This is a genomic window from Fusibacter bizertensis (assembly GCF_029914245.1).
GTDB lineage: Bacteria > Bacillota > Clostridia > Peptostreptococcales > Acidaminobacteraceae > Fusibacter_C > Fusibacter_C bizertensis.
Map to the genome: position 1 here is coordinate 120,611 of NZ_JARYZI010000001.1, position 14,230 is coordinate 134,840.

Consider the following 14,230-nt stretch of genomic DNA (forward strand, 5'->3'; position numbering starts at 1 on the left):
CACTACACCTCCATGGCTTTTACTATTTCGTTTGCAATATTATTAAGGCTTACAACCTTATCTACCACACCTAATTTAATTGTTGATTTTGGCATACCGAAAACCACACAACTTTCTTCATCTTGAGCAATGATATAACCACGATTAGCTTTAACTTTGACCAGGCCATCAGCCCCATCTGCACCCATCCCTGTCATAATCACACCTATAACATCACGGTCATTCAATTCCGCTATAGAATACATCATAGCATCAACTGATGGTTTATGTCCACTAACACGATCACCATTATCTAATTTTATCACAAATTGCCCCGCTTGTTTAGTCACTTTTATATGACTATCACCTGGAGCAAGGTATGCAACGCCTGCACAGATAATATCTCCATCCTCAGCTTCTTTCACTTGTATTTGACTCATACCGTCTAAACGTTCGGCTAGTGATTTTGTAAAGCCAGGTGGCATATGCTGAACGATTAGTATTCCAGCATCAATGTCTCTAGGTATATATGGAATAACATCTTGCAACGCTCTTGGACCACCTGTGGATGTCCCAATTGCTATCAGTTTTTTAAACTTAGTCCTTGAACCAATATTCTTTGTGCGGCTTTGCTCAGATTTTTGAACAACTGGCGTCGGCCTAGTCTGCCTCATCACCATAGAGGGTTTACTAATTTTAGTGCGACTAGCAATTCTAATTTTACTTAAAAGTTCTTCTCTAACTTCGGGGGTTGAAACTTTAATTAGAGACGTTGGCTTCGTAATAAAATCGAAAGCACCATAATCTAACGCCTTTAATGTCTCAACTGCTCCATTTGTGGTTAAACTGCTTAACATGATTACAGGCATTGGACTAACTTCCATAATCTGTTTAAGCGCAGTCAAACCATCCATCTTTGGCATTTCAACATCCATTGTGACAACCGCTGGTTTTAAAGAAACAATCATTTGAAGCGCTTCTTCACCATTTTTGGCAGTTCCAACTACCTCCATGCCAGCATCACTGGAAATCATATCTGCAATTACTTTTCTCATAAAAGCTGAATCATCAACTACTAATACTCTAATTTTCATCACATCAAACCCTTTTTAATTAAATTTCGTTCAACTTCAAACACATAAGCTACAATTTTTGATTGTGTAACTGAATCAAGCTCTAGAAACTTAATACCCACTTCATACCGTTTAGTATCTTTTTTCTCAATTCTTGTGACTTCACCTTTAAAAAGAACCCAAGAGCCAGAAATTTTAAATTCGCCCTTAACAAAATCACCACATTGAAATTCGATTTGTGTTACAACTTTTAACCCACCGCCACTTAAATCAAGTGTATCAAAAGCTACTTTCTCAGTAATGGTCTCATCTATAATAAATTCATTTTCGTTTTTGTACTTACGTAACATTCTTTCTCTCAATTGCTCTATCTCTTGATCACTCAGCCTTTTTTCGAATAAAAAATGTCCAATAGAGATTAAATTTACTCTGAAAAATTTTCTTCTTTGAATTCGTTTAATATCAGATTCAAGAGCAATTACGACACTCGGTAAGTTATCATACGAAATGCGTTCTATCATAATACCTTTAAATAAATACATCCCATTATTTTCTATAAAAAACCTAAAATAGTAAGTATAACTCTTTTCAAGAGGATAAAGAACACCATCTTTTATGGGGTTTGAGAGTATAATTTGTGTATTATGAGTTACCTCATAGACAAAAGAAGATAATGTTAAAGATTCATTGTTAGTCTTAAAAATCATTATATCAACTTCATCTGCAATTTTTAAATATTTCTCAAAGCCCTCCATACGCCACCTTTAATTTAAATTTTATTCATCAGTCGATTTAAAAATGATTTGAAGCTATTGTTACTCTTTGCGTATTTGTGATTATTATCTAGATTATATGCAATATTTTCAATACCTTTACTTGCTATAGCTCTAGGATACGCATCAAGAAGCGGTGTTTGTTTACGAACAGCACGCTTTAAATTAGAGTCTTCAAATATATACCCCAAATTTTCAAGTTCCCTATTAAGAAATTTTGTAACTGCTTGTTCCAACTTATTAAATACTTCGTCACCCTCTTCGTTACTATCTACTCTATTAATGATAAGTTTTATCCTTTTTTGGTCATCATTTGTAATATTCTTAATTAAAGCATATGCATCTGTAATCGAAGTTGGGTCTGGCGTAATGATAAGAACAACATCTGAGGCTGCCTCTACAAAAGATAGAACAGATTTACTTAGTCCAGCACCTGTATCTATCAAAATATAATCTGAAATTGTATTAAAATAACTTAACGTATGAATCAATTTCTCTAATTGATTCTGATCCAAATCAATGAGATCCATAATTCCAGAACCACCTGAAATAATATTTATATCATAAGGCCCCTTAACCATACTATCTTGAACAGATATTTCACCTTTAATAACATTAGACAAATTATATTTTGTCACAATTCCAAACAAGACATCAACATTAGCTAATCCCAAATCTGCATCAATAATTGTAACTCTTTTACCCAATTTTGCTAAAGCAATTCCCAAATTCACAGTAAAGTTAGTTTTTCCGACGCCACCTTTACCACTTGAAATCGTTATAATCCTGGCATCAGATACGTCGTTTGAACCTTCTCCAACAATATCTCTAAGCTTTTGTGCTTGATCCATCTCAATCCCCCGATTATTTATGTTGGTCAAAAATATATTGGATAATTCTTTCTTTGTCAGCTACTTCAATATCATCAGGAACACTTTGTCCTATAGTAAAGTACGATAGTGGTTTTCCAGTCAACACTTTCAAATTTAGAATATTACCAAAATTAGTTGCTTCATCAAGTTTTGTAAATAACAATCTGTACTCTTTAAGAAAGGAATAAGAATCTATAATACTTTTCATATCTTTAAAACTAGTCGTCATATTCATCACCAAGAAGATTTTAACTTCTTTAAGGTATCTCACTAATTCATCATAGTCCGACTTAAGTTCTTTGCTTTTGTGACTTCTTCCTGCTGTATCAATTAAAATATAGTCTTTATCTTGAAAACGGTCAATTGCATCTTGAAGTTCGCTTGCTTCATATATAACTTCAAGAGGAATTCCCAATATTTCACTATAAGTTTTTAGTTGCTCAACAGCAGCAATTCTATAGGTATCAGCGGTAATTAGACCTATCTTCTTATTATCAACTAGGGAAAGTCTAGCTGCAATTTTTGCTAAAGTCGTTGTTTTTCCCACACCGGTAGGACCAAGAAACATATATACGTTAGGCTTGTTAGGGATATCAGTATCAATAGTTTTAATGTCTCCTAGATACTCCCTAGCAATTACTTTCATAGCATTTAGAATTGTCTCATGATTTTTTTCATTGATATTAATTTGTCTTTGAACTATTTCTAGAATCTTTTTAGCAATAGACTCTTGAATGTCTAGTTCTTTTAAGAAATCAATATACTTTTCTTCAGGTGTTTGACTATGTGCTGGCGTTTGATGTTCAATGTTTTCAACTTTTTTAATCAGATTAGTAACCATCTGTTTAAGTTCTTGTAGCTCTTTGTTATCATATGGTACATTTGGGTGGTCTGCCCCAAGCTGATTTATATTGAGCTCCTGTTTCCTATTTGCTGGCATACTAGATAGTGGATTCGATACCAGAGGTTCTTGTACAATTGAACTTCTGTTAATGTCAATTTTCTCTTGTTCAAGTGTCTTGGACATCTCAAGTCTAGGAGCATTATCATTCTTAATATTTGTTTTCGGATTTTTTTCTTATCTTCAACAATTATAGGCTCATCAATAGCTGCAACAACTTCCAATAATGGCTTTTTAAAGAATTTAAAAAGACCACCCGTTTTAATCTTTCTAGTATTTAAAATTACAGCATCAATGCCTAGCTCGCTTTTGATTTTAATCATTGCTTCATTCATATCATTAACGATATATCGTTTGACTTTCATTAAATACTCACCATCCCAGCTGATTGTATGTCTATATCAGATTCAATCTCATTATACGAAAGTACAATAAGATCAGGAATCGCTTGCGCTGACATTCTTTTAAAGTAGAGTCTTACAATTGGTGCTGTTACAACTATAGGCATTTCACCCATTTGCATCAATTTTCTCACTTCTGTCGCAAGACTTGCTAAAATCCCTTGTGTTTTTATTGGATCAATGGCTAAATATGTGCCATTTTCATTTTGATCAATTGCCTCCATCAGCATATTTTCTAAATTTTGATCCAAAGTCACAACTTTAGCCTGACCAAAGGGAAAATATGTTTTCGATAATTGTTTCGATAATTTTTGTCTTGAATATTCAGTCAAGATATTAATATCTCTTGTTGATCTTGCATGGTCTGCCAATGCTTCTAAGACAGAAACTAAGTTTCGAACAGATATACCTTCAGCTAAAAGATTTGACAAAACCTTTTGGATATCACCAAGACTCATAAGTCCAGGAATTAACTCTTCAACTAGTGTTGGATTTGTTTCTTTCGCATTTTCAATTAATTGTTTTACATCCTCACGACTAATTAACTCATAGGCATATTTTTTAATGACTTCTGTTAAATGTGTAGAAATAACTGACGATGGATCTACAACTGTAAATCCAAGAAGTTCTGCCTTTTCACGCAAATCAGACTTAATCCATTTTGCTGGTAAACCAAATGCAGGTTCAATCGTTTCTATACCCTCAATTTCACCTTCAACAGCCCCAGGACTCATCGCAAGATAATGATCAAATACAATATTACCTTTTGCCATGTCATTGCCCTTAATCTTTATCAAATACTGATTTGAGTCAAGCTGAATATTGTCTCTAAGTCTTATAATAGGGACAATCAAACCTAACTCTAAAGCAATTTGTCGTCTAATCATAACTAATCTATCAAACAAATCACCACCTTGGTTTGGATCTGCTAAAGGAATAATACCGTAACCAAATTCAAGTTCTATAGGATCAACTTGCAAAAGCGGCATAATATTTTCTGGTCTTCGCATATCTTCTTTCGACGTATCAGGCTCAATTTCCTCCTGTTCTTGTTCAAAAGCTTCCTTTTTTTTACGATTTTGTGTAGCATAACCTGCAACCAAAATCAAAGTACCGATCAACAAGAATGGAAAATTTGGAAGTGGTGTCACAGCGCCAAGTATAATTACTACAATACCTACAATATATTGAACTTTACTCTGTGCAAACAATTGACCGATAACTTCAGTACCAAGATTCGCTTCTGAAGCTGACCGTGTAACGATAACACCAGTTGCTACAGAAATCATAAGTGCTGGTAACTGACTGACAAGACCATCACCAACTGTTAAAAGTGTAAAACGCTCAATTGATTGTGGCAACGTAAGCCCCATTGTCATTGCTCCAAGGATAAATCCAGCTAAAATATTTATCATGGTAATTAAAATACCAGCGATAGCATCACCTTTAACGAACTTACTGGCACCATCCATTGCACCATAAAAATCAGCTTCTCTTTGAATTTTTCTTCTTCTAATCTTTGCATCTGTTTCTGAAATTAATCCCGAGTTCAAATCGGCATCAATTGCCATCTGTTTACCAGGCATTGCGTCAAGTGTAAATCTAGCAGCAACCTCTGAAACCCGCTCAGAACCTTTTGTAATAACTAAGAACTGAATAATCATAATGATAAGAAATATGATAAAACCAACAATTGCATTTCCGCCGATAACAAAGGAACCAAAGGATGCGATTACTTCACCAGCAGTACCCGTGGATAAAATACTCATTGTAGTTCTTATGTTAAGTGCGAGCCTGAACAAAGTGGTTATTAATAGCATTGATGGAAAAACACTAAATTCAAGGGCCTCATTTACAAACATTGAGAGCATTAATATAGTTAATGAGAGAGAGATGTTAAGCGCTAAAAAAAAGTCCAATAGTCCTAATGGTACTGGAACGATAATTAGTACAATGATTGTAACGACAAGCATCGCGACTATAATGTCACTAAAGCGCATATTTCATGCCTCCTAATTTTTTTTCTTTAAAGAATAAACATATGCTAGTACTTCAGCTACTGCTTCATATAAATCTCCCGGTATAAAAGAACCAATGTCGACAGTTTTATATATCGTTTGAGCTAAAGGTTTGTTTTCTACTATTGGTACATTATTTTCTGAAGCAATTCGCTTAATATTTTGAGCGATCAAATCTTGTCCTTTGGCTGTTACAAGAGGTGCATCCCCGATACTGGCATCATATTTTAGCGCAACTGCAAAGTGAGTTGGATTAGTGATAATCACATCCGCCTTAGGTACTTCTTGCATCATTCGACTCATCGCCAAAGTCCGCTGTTTTTCTTTTATTTTCGATTTTAATTGAGGATCTCCCTCACTCTGTTTATATTCTTCTTTGATTTCTTGCTTAGACATCATTAAGTCTTTGTTGTTTTTCCAGCGTTTATAAGCAAAATCAAAAACAGCAATAACAAAAAGTAAAATTGCACATCGTATAACTACACCATAAATCAAGCTCCACATAACAAGTACAATAGGTCCAAGTTCGAGTTCCTGTGTAATTAGCAACTCCCTCATATGACCAGCGATATAACTTATTGCCACGTATAAAAGCAATACCGCTTTAGAAACTGATTTTAGCATCTCAACCAAAGATCTTGTTGAAAACATATTTTTCAGACCTTTTAAAGGATTGATTTTCTCCAGTTTAGGTTTTATCGTTTCAGTTGTGAAAATAAATCCTACTTGTATATAAGACAACAACAAACCAGATACAAGAGCAACGAGCAATAAAGGAAGTGACATTTTCAAAATGAAAAATATAGTTTCACTCATAAATTTGTTAATTCCATTAGAAGAAAATAAACTTGCTGTATCCACAGTAAGATTCATTGCGAACTGATAATAACCAATTAAATTTTCTACATAATAATTACTAAAAAAGGAAAAAGCCATAAAAACAGCTAATAAAGAAACCGCACCATTTAGATCTTTTGATTGTGGAATTTGTCCCTTTTCTCGTGAATCTTGCATTTTCTTAGAGGTAGGTTGTTCCGTTTTTTCTTCAGAGAATAATTGCAAATCAAAATAACGTAACATCTATTGTCCTCTCTACAACTAATATATGTTCAGATAATCACTGACGTACATAAAAACAGAATTTAATATGGTACTGAATATTTCATATAAATAGGGCATCAAAATAATAAACATTAAAAGACCAAAGAAAATTTTAAAAGGCATTCCTAATATAAATATATTCATACCAGGCATCGCTTTGGAAAGTAAACCCAATATTATATTGGCAATTAACACCGTAATCATAAAAGGTGCAGCTATTTGCAGACCAATGATAAAGGATTGGCCAACAACATCAAGTATCATTGGAAATGAGCCTGCTACATTAAAAAAAGACCCCAACTGTATCTTACTAAACGAAACCACCAGTGCAGTAATTAATTCATGATGCAAATTTAACTGTAGAAAAATCAATGTCGAAAAAACATAAAATACATTTGATGTGATCGGTATCTGCGATTCATCCATTGGGTTAATAACACTTACTATAGAAAACCCAAGCTCATGATCAATCATATCTCCTGCGAAATAAATAAAGTTAAAAAACACAGAAATCAATAATCCTATGAAAATACCGATTAATAGTTCGTTAGCCATCAATATAGCAAAACCAAGAAAGCTTGTCACATCATACGTAATGGTTGAATTTACAAAAGGATATACAATTAGTGTTGTGAAAAATATAAATCCAATTTTCATGGGAATCGGATAATTTCTACTGCCAAAAATTGGAGCGGTAAATACCATGCCTCCAATTCTACCGGCGACTAAAAATATATCAAGTAATGGAATCGAAAAAGTCATACTGCCACCTAATAGATAATAAGATCAATAAAATCCAAGATATAAATAGTATATGCCACAAGAGAATTAAGCATCCACGAACCCGTAAATAACATAACTGCAAATACAACAATAATCTTAGGAACAAAAGCCAGTGTTGCTTCTTGAATTTGTGTGGTAGCTTGAAAAATAGCTATAAGTAATCCAATCAATAACCCACTAAGTAGCATGGGGGCCGCTAGTAGCAAGATGGTTTTTATAGACTCTGTAAATAAATCAATTATCATTTCCTCGGTCATATTACCCTCCTACCTAATACTTAACACTAATTTTTCGACAATCAAGTGCCATCCATCAACTAAAATAAATAACAAAATTTTAATTGGCAGTGAGATCATAACAGGTGGTAGCATCATCATCCCCAGTGCCATCAGCGTCGAAGCGACAATCATATCTACAACTATAAACGGCATAAAGATTAAAAAGCCGATCTCAAAGCTCAATTTTAACTCGCTTAAAATAAATGCGGGAATCAGAACAGCCATAGAGATATCATCGTTTGAATTAACTTCATCCACTTGAGCAATATCCAAAAAAAGCGCCAAATCCTTTGAACGAACCTGTGCCAACATGAACTCTTTAAAAGGATCTGAGGCAAGGTCCACAGCTTCTTCTAAGGAAACAGTGCCTTCTTGCAATGGTACATATGCATTTTCATAAACATCTGTGAAAACGGGCGCCATAACAAAAAGTGTCAAAAACAAAGCTAAACCAATTAAGGTTTGATTTGGTGGTGTCGCCTGAAGTGATAAAGCACGGCGAACAAAACCCAAAACTATTATAAACCTTGTAAAAGATGTCATCATAATCAAAATTGATGGCGCTAATGACAAAACAGTTAATAAGATGAGTATTTGAATACTATTGGCTATTTGTACATCACCATCACCGCCAGAAACAGTTACGTTGATATCTGGAATTTGGAGGGTGGTTGCTGCAAAATCTATATTGGCTGGAATCATAAGGATTACCAAAAATGCCAATATGATTAACCCTTTAAAATGTCTACTAGTTAGAGTCATCCTTACTATCCTTTGTATTTTTTTGCGAATCTCTTTTCGAAATAGATGTTTTAAGTTGCTCAAAAAAAGCACCTGATTGAGGTTCAATTGACTTAGAAGACTCAATATTTAGATGCTCTCGTTTATCAATTAATCTCATACCATTTTTATCACTGCTGATCATATAATGTATACCATCAAGCTCAACTAAAAACAAGTACTTGTCATTAGTAATTGCAACACGTTCTATAACCTTCATGTTTTTGTTCCTGATGCCTACAAATTGTTTTTTTGTAAGGTATTTTGAAATACCCCACAATAAGAACAAAAACACTGTGGCCACAATAATATACTTTATCATGAACAAAGTGTCAGATGTACTTTTATATGGAGTCGTTAAACCCGCTAGAGAACAGGTGAAAATGTTCATAACATTTCACCTATCCTAAAACTTTCTTTACAGCTTCTATTACGCGATCTGCTTGAAATGGTTTAACAATAAAATCTCTCGCTCCAGCTTGAATAGATTCGATAACCATGGCTTGCTGACCCATAGCCGAACACATGACAACTTTTGCATTTGGATCAAATGATTTGATTTCTTTAACGGCTTGAATACCATCAACCTCAGGCATAGTAATATCCATAATTACTAACTCCGGTTTAAGTTCTTTATATTTTTCAATTGCTTTTTGGCCATTTTCAGCCTCTCCAACAACGTCATAGCCGTTTTTTGTTAATACATCTTTGATCATCATCCTCATAAATGCTGCATCATCGACTACTAATATTGTATTAGCCATATTTATCCTCCTTAAAAATTATTCACTTACTCTTCTTGGTATTATAATATCTGTGATCCTAATGCCGTAATTTTCATCAACAACGACAACCTCTCCCTTAGCAATTCGTTTGCCGTTTGCAAGAACATCAAGTGGTTCACCAACAAGACGATCTAACTCGATGACTGTTCCAACACCAAAATCGAGAATTTCATTAATCTTTTTACCTGTTTTACCTAATTCAACGGTAATTTCAAGCGGTACATCTCTGATTAAATCTATATCATTATTATAATACATTTGAGCAGAATTGCTATCAAAATTTTCAAATTGCAATGGAACTGCATTAACTTTTTCTCCTGTTACCCTTTGTTTCGGCTCATCTTCCTCATAATAATATTGGTTTTTAGGAGGTTCTTTCTTCGGCGAAATATTTTCTTCCGGTTGAGTTTCAGGCTTAGAAGCCTGTGGTTGCGCTGATACTACAGGTTCTTCATCATGTGTTGCACCAATAATCGTTGAAACCATTTGTTTAGCAACTTCAAGTGGTAACACCTGCATAATTTCACTATCAATTAAATCTCCAACGGTCATTCTAAACGCTATTTTAACAACTTGATCTTGCTTCGTTACACCAAATTGAGAATAGTCGAGTTCAGAAATCTTATCATGATAAGCCTCAGGAGGAGAAATATCAATTTTTTTACCTAACATTTCAGACAGAGAAGTTGAAGAAGAACCAATCATTTGATTCATTGCTTCACTAATTGCACTTAGATGCAGGTCATTAAGCTCATTAGAAATATTAGTACCATCGCCACCCATCATTAAATCAGTGATGATCTTAACATCTTTTTCATGAAGAATTAAAAAGTTAACGCCTTCAATACCTACTTTATAAGTAATGTTAATTAAAACTGAAGGATCTAAAAATTCTTTTGCGAGTTCTTCCATGGTTGTTTCAGATACTTTTGGTGTTGTAATTGTAACTTTTTTGTTTAGCAATGTAAATAAGGTCGTTGCAGCAGTACCCATACTTATATTACCAATTTCACCTATTGCATCTGCTTCTTCTGCAGTTAAACCTTCTATAGTTGAAGCTGAAGACGAAGGACCCCCACCACCTAGTAAAGCATCTATTTCTTCTTGGGATAGCATATCACTCATCTAATTCATCTCCTTCCTCAATTATTTCTGAAATCATAATGGCAACATTTTTCTTTTTGATACCTGGTTTAGCCTTATATTTCAGTTGATTTTCTACATAAATATCAAGCGGTTCCTCTACATTTTTGTTAAGTAAAATAATATCGCCTTTTTGTAAATTAAGAAGTTCAGATACCGTTATATTTGAACCACCTACTACAGCAGTCATATTTAACCTTGAACGACTAATTCCCGTTTCAAGCGCTTCACGTTCCTCATCAGTAACTTCTTTCTTGTTACTAGTAGCAAACCATAACCTCGAACTTAAACTCGGTAGAATAGGTTCAATAACGAAATGTGGTATACATATGTTGATCATTCCTTCATTTTCACCAATGTGTAAATTAAAAGTAATTAAAGCAACCGATTCTGCCGGTGATACAATTTGAGCAAACTGTGCATTTGTTTCAATATTTTCAAGCTTAGGTCTAAGTTCAACTATATTTCCCCAAGGTTCTTTTAGTAAGTTGATAAATTTTATCAAAATATTTCTTAAAAGTGTCATCTCAATTTCTGTTAAAGATCTACTTTCTTTAGACGACATCCCAGATGCTTTTCCTGTTCCACCTAAAACTCTTTCGATCATGGCATTGGCTATATCAGCTGAAACATCGATGATAACTTGACCATCAAATGGCGCAAAATCAACAATTCCTAAAATTGCAGGATTTGATATAGAGTTACTAAATTCAGTATAAATTAAACTTTGTACAGAGATTACATCTACTTCAATATAAGTTCGTAAATACCCAGAAAGAAAGTTATTTAGTAATCTAGAAAAATTCTCATGGATAATTTCAAGCGTTCTTAGTTGATCTTTTGCAAATTTATCAGGACGGCTGAAATCATATTTTCTAACTTTCTTCTCTTTTTTCTCTTCTTCTATCTCACTGACGTCCACTTCGCCAGTGCTAAGCGCCGCGAGTAGTTCGTCAATTTCGTTTTGGGATAAAACGTCAGGCATGATTTCACCTCCTTTAGTTCTTAGAATATCTTTATACTTTCAAGATGAATATCGGCTATATTGTGGTAAAACTTAACCTTGAATCACAAAAGGTTGTATATAAATATTTGTAATGACTTCTTCATCAGATTCTAGAAGTTCAATTACCATGTCTTTTATACGATCTCTTAATTTTTGCTTGCCATTTGCTTTTTCAATATCCGTTGAAAGGGTAGCGCGCATAATTTCGTCAATATTATTTCGCAGCTTAATTTTATTTGTATCAAAAACAGCCAACATAGTTTCGTCAGTGTATTCAATGGTAACTTGATACTTCACAATTTTCCCACTATTTTCGTCTAGTAAATTTGAATATTCTTCATCAAATGTATATACAAAATAAACAATAGGTTTCTCAGTTGGCGTTCTAGTTAATAGAAATACAGCTGCTCCAGCTCCAATTACAACTACTAAAACGACTGCAATTATAATAATTAACATTTTTTTATTCATTGATTTCCTCCGGCATTTGTCGTATCTTGAGTTGCCGCCACAGCTTTCTTAATCACAACTATATCAACGCGTCTATTGGCTGAACGCCCCTCAGCGCTATCATTTGTATCTATAGGGTGATATTCACTATAACCTGCAGCAGAAAGTCTCGCTGGTGTAAAAGTTGATTGTTCTATAAAATAGCGCACCACATTTGTCGCTCTTGCAGTTGAAAGTTCCCAGTTAGAAGGATATTGAGCAGAGATATTGGGCACGTTATCAGTATGACCTTCAACACGAATCTCTTCGTTGATCAATTCTTCTGTCGTTAATAATTGACTTAAAAAATCTAATATGCCAAAAGAACCTTGTTTAACCGTTGCACTTCCAGGATCAAATAAAACATTATCTTTAAATCTGATAATAAGACCACGGTCCTCGAGTTCGATGTCAACTTGATTTTGCATCTGATTTTGTTCTAAGTATTGCTCAACTTGCTCTTTTAAATTTTCAAGTTTAGACTGCTCAACAACTTGTTGTGATGAAGTCTGACTTTCTGGCATTCCATCAAAAACCAAAGGCGCTTCTGATAGAGACTTACCCCCAGACAATACACCAGCAGATCCTTGAAAAGACTGCATTACAGCTTCAAATTTTTGAGCATCTATCGAAGAAAACGCAAAGAGTAGAACGAAAAAGCACATTAGCAGCGTAACAAGGTCACCATACGTACCCATCCATTCGGGTAAACCAGCTTTACATTCGGGACATTTATCCTTAGCCATTGTCTGATTTCGCCTCCTGTGTGCCTACTTTTTTCCTTACTGATGGCGGTAAGAATACTTTTAGTTTTTCCTCAATAATCCTAGGGTTCTCACCAGCTTGAATTGAAAGTAGTCCTTCTATCATAACATTTCTAATTAACAACTCTTCATTGCTCTTTAGAGCAAGTTTTCCTGCCATAGGAATAAAAATTAAGTTAGCAAGTATTGCACCGTAAAAAGTGGTAATTAAAGCAACTGCCATAGCAGGTCCGATTGAAGAAGGATCTGATAGGTTTTGAAGCATGGCAACAAGACCAATCAAGGTTCCGATCATACCAAATGCAGGACCAAGAGATCCAAAAGTATCCATCATCGACTTCCCTTTACTATGTCTAGCAGATATGTTTTCAATTTCAGTTTCTAAAATATTTTTAACCAACTCAGGGTCTGTACCATCTACGATTAACATAACGCCCTTTTGAAGAAAATCATCCTTAATTTCAGATACAGCTTCTTCAAGTGCTAGGAGACCTTCTCTTCTAGCAACATTCGCAAGCTCAATGATCTTTGTGATGATTTGATCAATATCAAATTCGTTATTTTTCATAGTTTTACCGAAAATTTTACCTAGATTAAGCACTTCCTTAAGTGGAAACGCAACTAAAAAGCCGGAAAACATACCCCCGACAACTACAACCACAGAGGGCGCATCAAAGTACCATCCCAGTTGTCCCCCAAGTAAAATTGACCATACTATAAAACCTGCACCCAATACGAGTCCTAAAATCGTTGTTATATCCAATGTGAACACCTCTTTTATTTAATATGAAAATTTCTTCAGACTTTACTTATATATTGACTGATTTTAGAGTTATATTCAATGATTCTTTCTATAACATACTCAATATTTTCTTTTATAATCACTTTTTTTCCAGTTGTAAGTGTGATCATTGTATCAGGTGTCGCTTCAATGAATTCAATTAAGTTCGAATTAAGGTAGATTGGCTCCCCGTTTAGTCTAGTCACTTTTATCATCTGTAAGCATCCTTTCTCACATCCTGAAAACTATCATAAGTACAAATCAAGAGTGAATCCATTCGGATTCACTCCGACTTATCTTCTA

General features: G+C 34.3%; 18 protein-coding genes. All 18 read right to left on the reverse strand.

Annotation, left to right across the window (positions count from 1 at the left end; translation table 11 throughout):
- Positions 1-2: 2 nt before the first annotated feature.
- The 18 genes from QE109_RS00545 to QE109_RS00630 all read right to left on the reverse strand — a co-directional run bounded on the left by QE109_RS00545 (position 3) and on the right by QE109_RS00630 (position 14,142).
- Positions 3-1,073, reverse strand: coding sequence for a protein-glutamate methylesterase/protein-glutamine glutaminase (locus tag QE109_RS00545; RefSeq protein ID WP_281092408.1), 1,071 nt, complete (start codon positions 1,071-1,073; stop codon positions 3-5).
- Complete coding sequence (locus tag QE109_RS00550; protein ID WP_281092409.1) at positions 1,073-1,807, reverse strand: flagellar brake protein; 735 nt, start codon at positions 1,805-1,807, stop codon at positions 1,073-1,075. Before QE109_RS00550 ends, QE109_RS00545 begins: the two co-directional genes overlap by 1 nt.
- A 14-nt stretch (positions 1,808-1,821) precedes the next feature.
- Entirely contained in the window at positions 1,822-2,676 is an 855-nt protein-coding gene (locus QE109_RS00555) for a MinD/ParA family protein (protein ID WP_281092410.1), read from the reverse strand.
- A gap of 13 nt (positions 2,677-2,689) precedes the next feature.
- On the reverse strand, positions 2,690-3,697 hold the full coding sequence (gene flhF, locus QE109_RS00560; RefSeq protein ID WP_281092975.1) for a flagellar biosynthesis protein FlhF: 1,008 nt from the start codon (positions 3,695-3,697) through the stop codon (positions 2,690-2,692).
- Entirely contained in the window at positions 3,604-3,933 is a 330-nt protein-coding gene (locus QE109_RS00565; protein ID WP_281092986.1) for a hypothetical protein, read from the reverse strand. The genes flhF and QE109_RS00565 overlap by 94 nt, the downstream gene beginning before the upstream one ends.
- A gap of 29 nt (positions 3,934-3,962) precedes the next feature.
- Positions 3,963-5,999 (reverse strand): flagellar biosynthesis protein FlhA, encoded by a 2,037-nt coding sequence (flhA, locus tag QE109_RS00570; protein ID WP_281092411.1) that lies wholly within the window; start codon positions 5,997-5,999, stop codon positions 3,963-3,965.
- Between the two features lie 12 nt (positions 6,000-6,011).
- Complete coding sequence (gene flhB, locus QE109_RS00575) at positions 6,012-7,097, reverse strand: flagellar biosynthesis protein FlhB (protein WP_281092412.1); 1,086 nt, start codon at positions 7,095-7,097, stop codon at positions 6,012-6,014.
- An 18-nt stretch (positions 7,098-7,115) separates the two neighbouring features.
- Positions 7,116-7,880, reverse strand: a complete 765-nt coding sequence (gene fliR, locus QE109_RS00580; RefSeq protein WP_281092413.1) for a flagellar biosynthetic protein FliR — start codon at positions 7,878-7,880, stop codon at positions 7,116-7,118.
- Between the two features lie 8 nt (positions 7,881-7,888).
- On the reverse strand, positions 7,889-8,158 hold the full coding sequence (gene fliQ, locus QE109_RS00585; protein ID WP_281092414.1) for a flagellar biosynthesis protein FliQ: 270 nt from the start codon (positions 8,156-8,158) through the stop codon (positions 7,889-7,891).
- A gap of 9 nt (positions 8,159-8,167) precedes the next feature.
- The gene (fliP, locus tag QE109_RS00590) at positions 8,168-8,941 is read right to left on the reverse strand and encodes a flagellar type III secretion system pore protein FliP (protein ID WP_281092415.1); all 774 of its coding nucleotides are present in this window, start codon (positions 8,939-8,941) and stop codon (positions 8,168-8,170) included.
- On the reverse strand, positions 8,928-9,350 hold the full coding sequence (locus QE109_RS00595) for a flagellar biosynthetic protein FliO (protein WP_281092416.1): 423 nt from the start codon (positions 9,348-9,350) through the stop codon (positions 8,928-8,930). Before QE109_RS00595 ends, fliP begins: the two co-directional genes overlap by 14 nt.
- Before the next feature lie 10 nt (positions 9,351-9,360).
- Positions 9,361-9,723 carry a response regulator gene (locus QE109_RS00600; protein ID WP_281092417.1) on the reverse strand — a complete coding sequence of 121 codons (363 nt, stop codon included), beginning with the start codon at positions 9,721-9,723 and terminating at the stop codon, positions 9,361-9,363.
- 18 nt (positions 9,724-9,741) lie between these two features.
- Positions 9,742-10,869 (reverse strand): flagellar motor switch phosphatase FliY, encoded by a 1,128-nt coding sequence (gene fliY, locus QE109_RS00605; RefSeq protein WP_281092418.1) that lies wholly within the window; start codon positions 10,867-10,869, stop codon positions 9,742-9,744.
- Positions 10,862-11,872 carry a flagellar motor switch protein FliM gene (gene fliM / locus QE109_RS00610; protein WP_281092419.1) on the reverse strand — a complete coding sequence of 337 codons (1,011 nt, stop codon included), beginning with the start codon at positions 11,870-11,872 and terminating at the stop codon, positions 10,862-10,864. The genes fliY and fliM overlap by 8 nt, the downstream gene beginning before the upstream one ends.
- Before the next feature lie 72 nt (positions 11,873-11,944).
- Positions 11,945-12,364, reverse strand: coding sequence for a flagellar basal body-associated FliL family protein (locus tag QE109_RS00615; protein ID WP_281092420.1), 420 nt, complete (start codon positions 12,362-12,364; stop codon positions 11,945-11,947).
- Entirely contained in the window at positions 12,361-13,128 is a 768-nt protein-coding gene (locus QE109_RS00620) for an OmpA/MotB family protein (RefSeq protein ID WP_281092421.1), read from the reverse strand. The genes QE109_RS00615 and QE109_RS00620 overlap by 4 nt, the downstream gene beginning before the upstream one ends.
- Positions 13,121-13,918 carry a motility protein A gene (locus tag QE109_RS00625; protein ID WP_425365099.1) on the reverse strand — a complete coding sequence of 266 codons (798 nt, stop codon included), beginning with the start codon at positions 13,916-13,918 and terminating at the stop codon, positions 13,121-13,123. The genes QE109_RS00620 and QE109_RS00625 overlap by 8 nt, the downstream gene beginning before the upstream one ends.
- A gap of 26 nt (positions 13,919-13,944) precedes the next feature.
- Positions 13,945-14,142, reverse strand: coding sequence for a flagellar FlbD family protein (locus QE109_RS00630; RefSeq protein WP_281092424.1), 198 nt, complete (start codon positions 14,140-14,142; stop codon positions 13,945-13,947).
- Between the last annotated feature and the right edge of the window lie 88 nt (positions 14,143-14,230).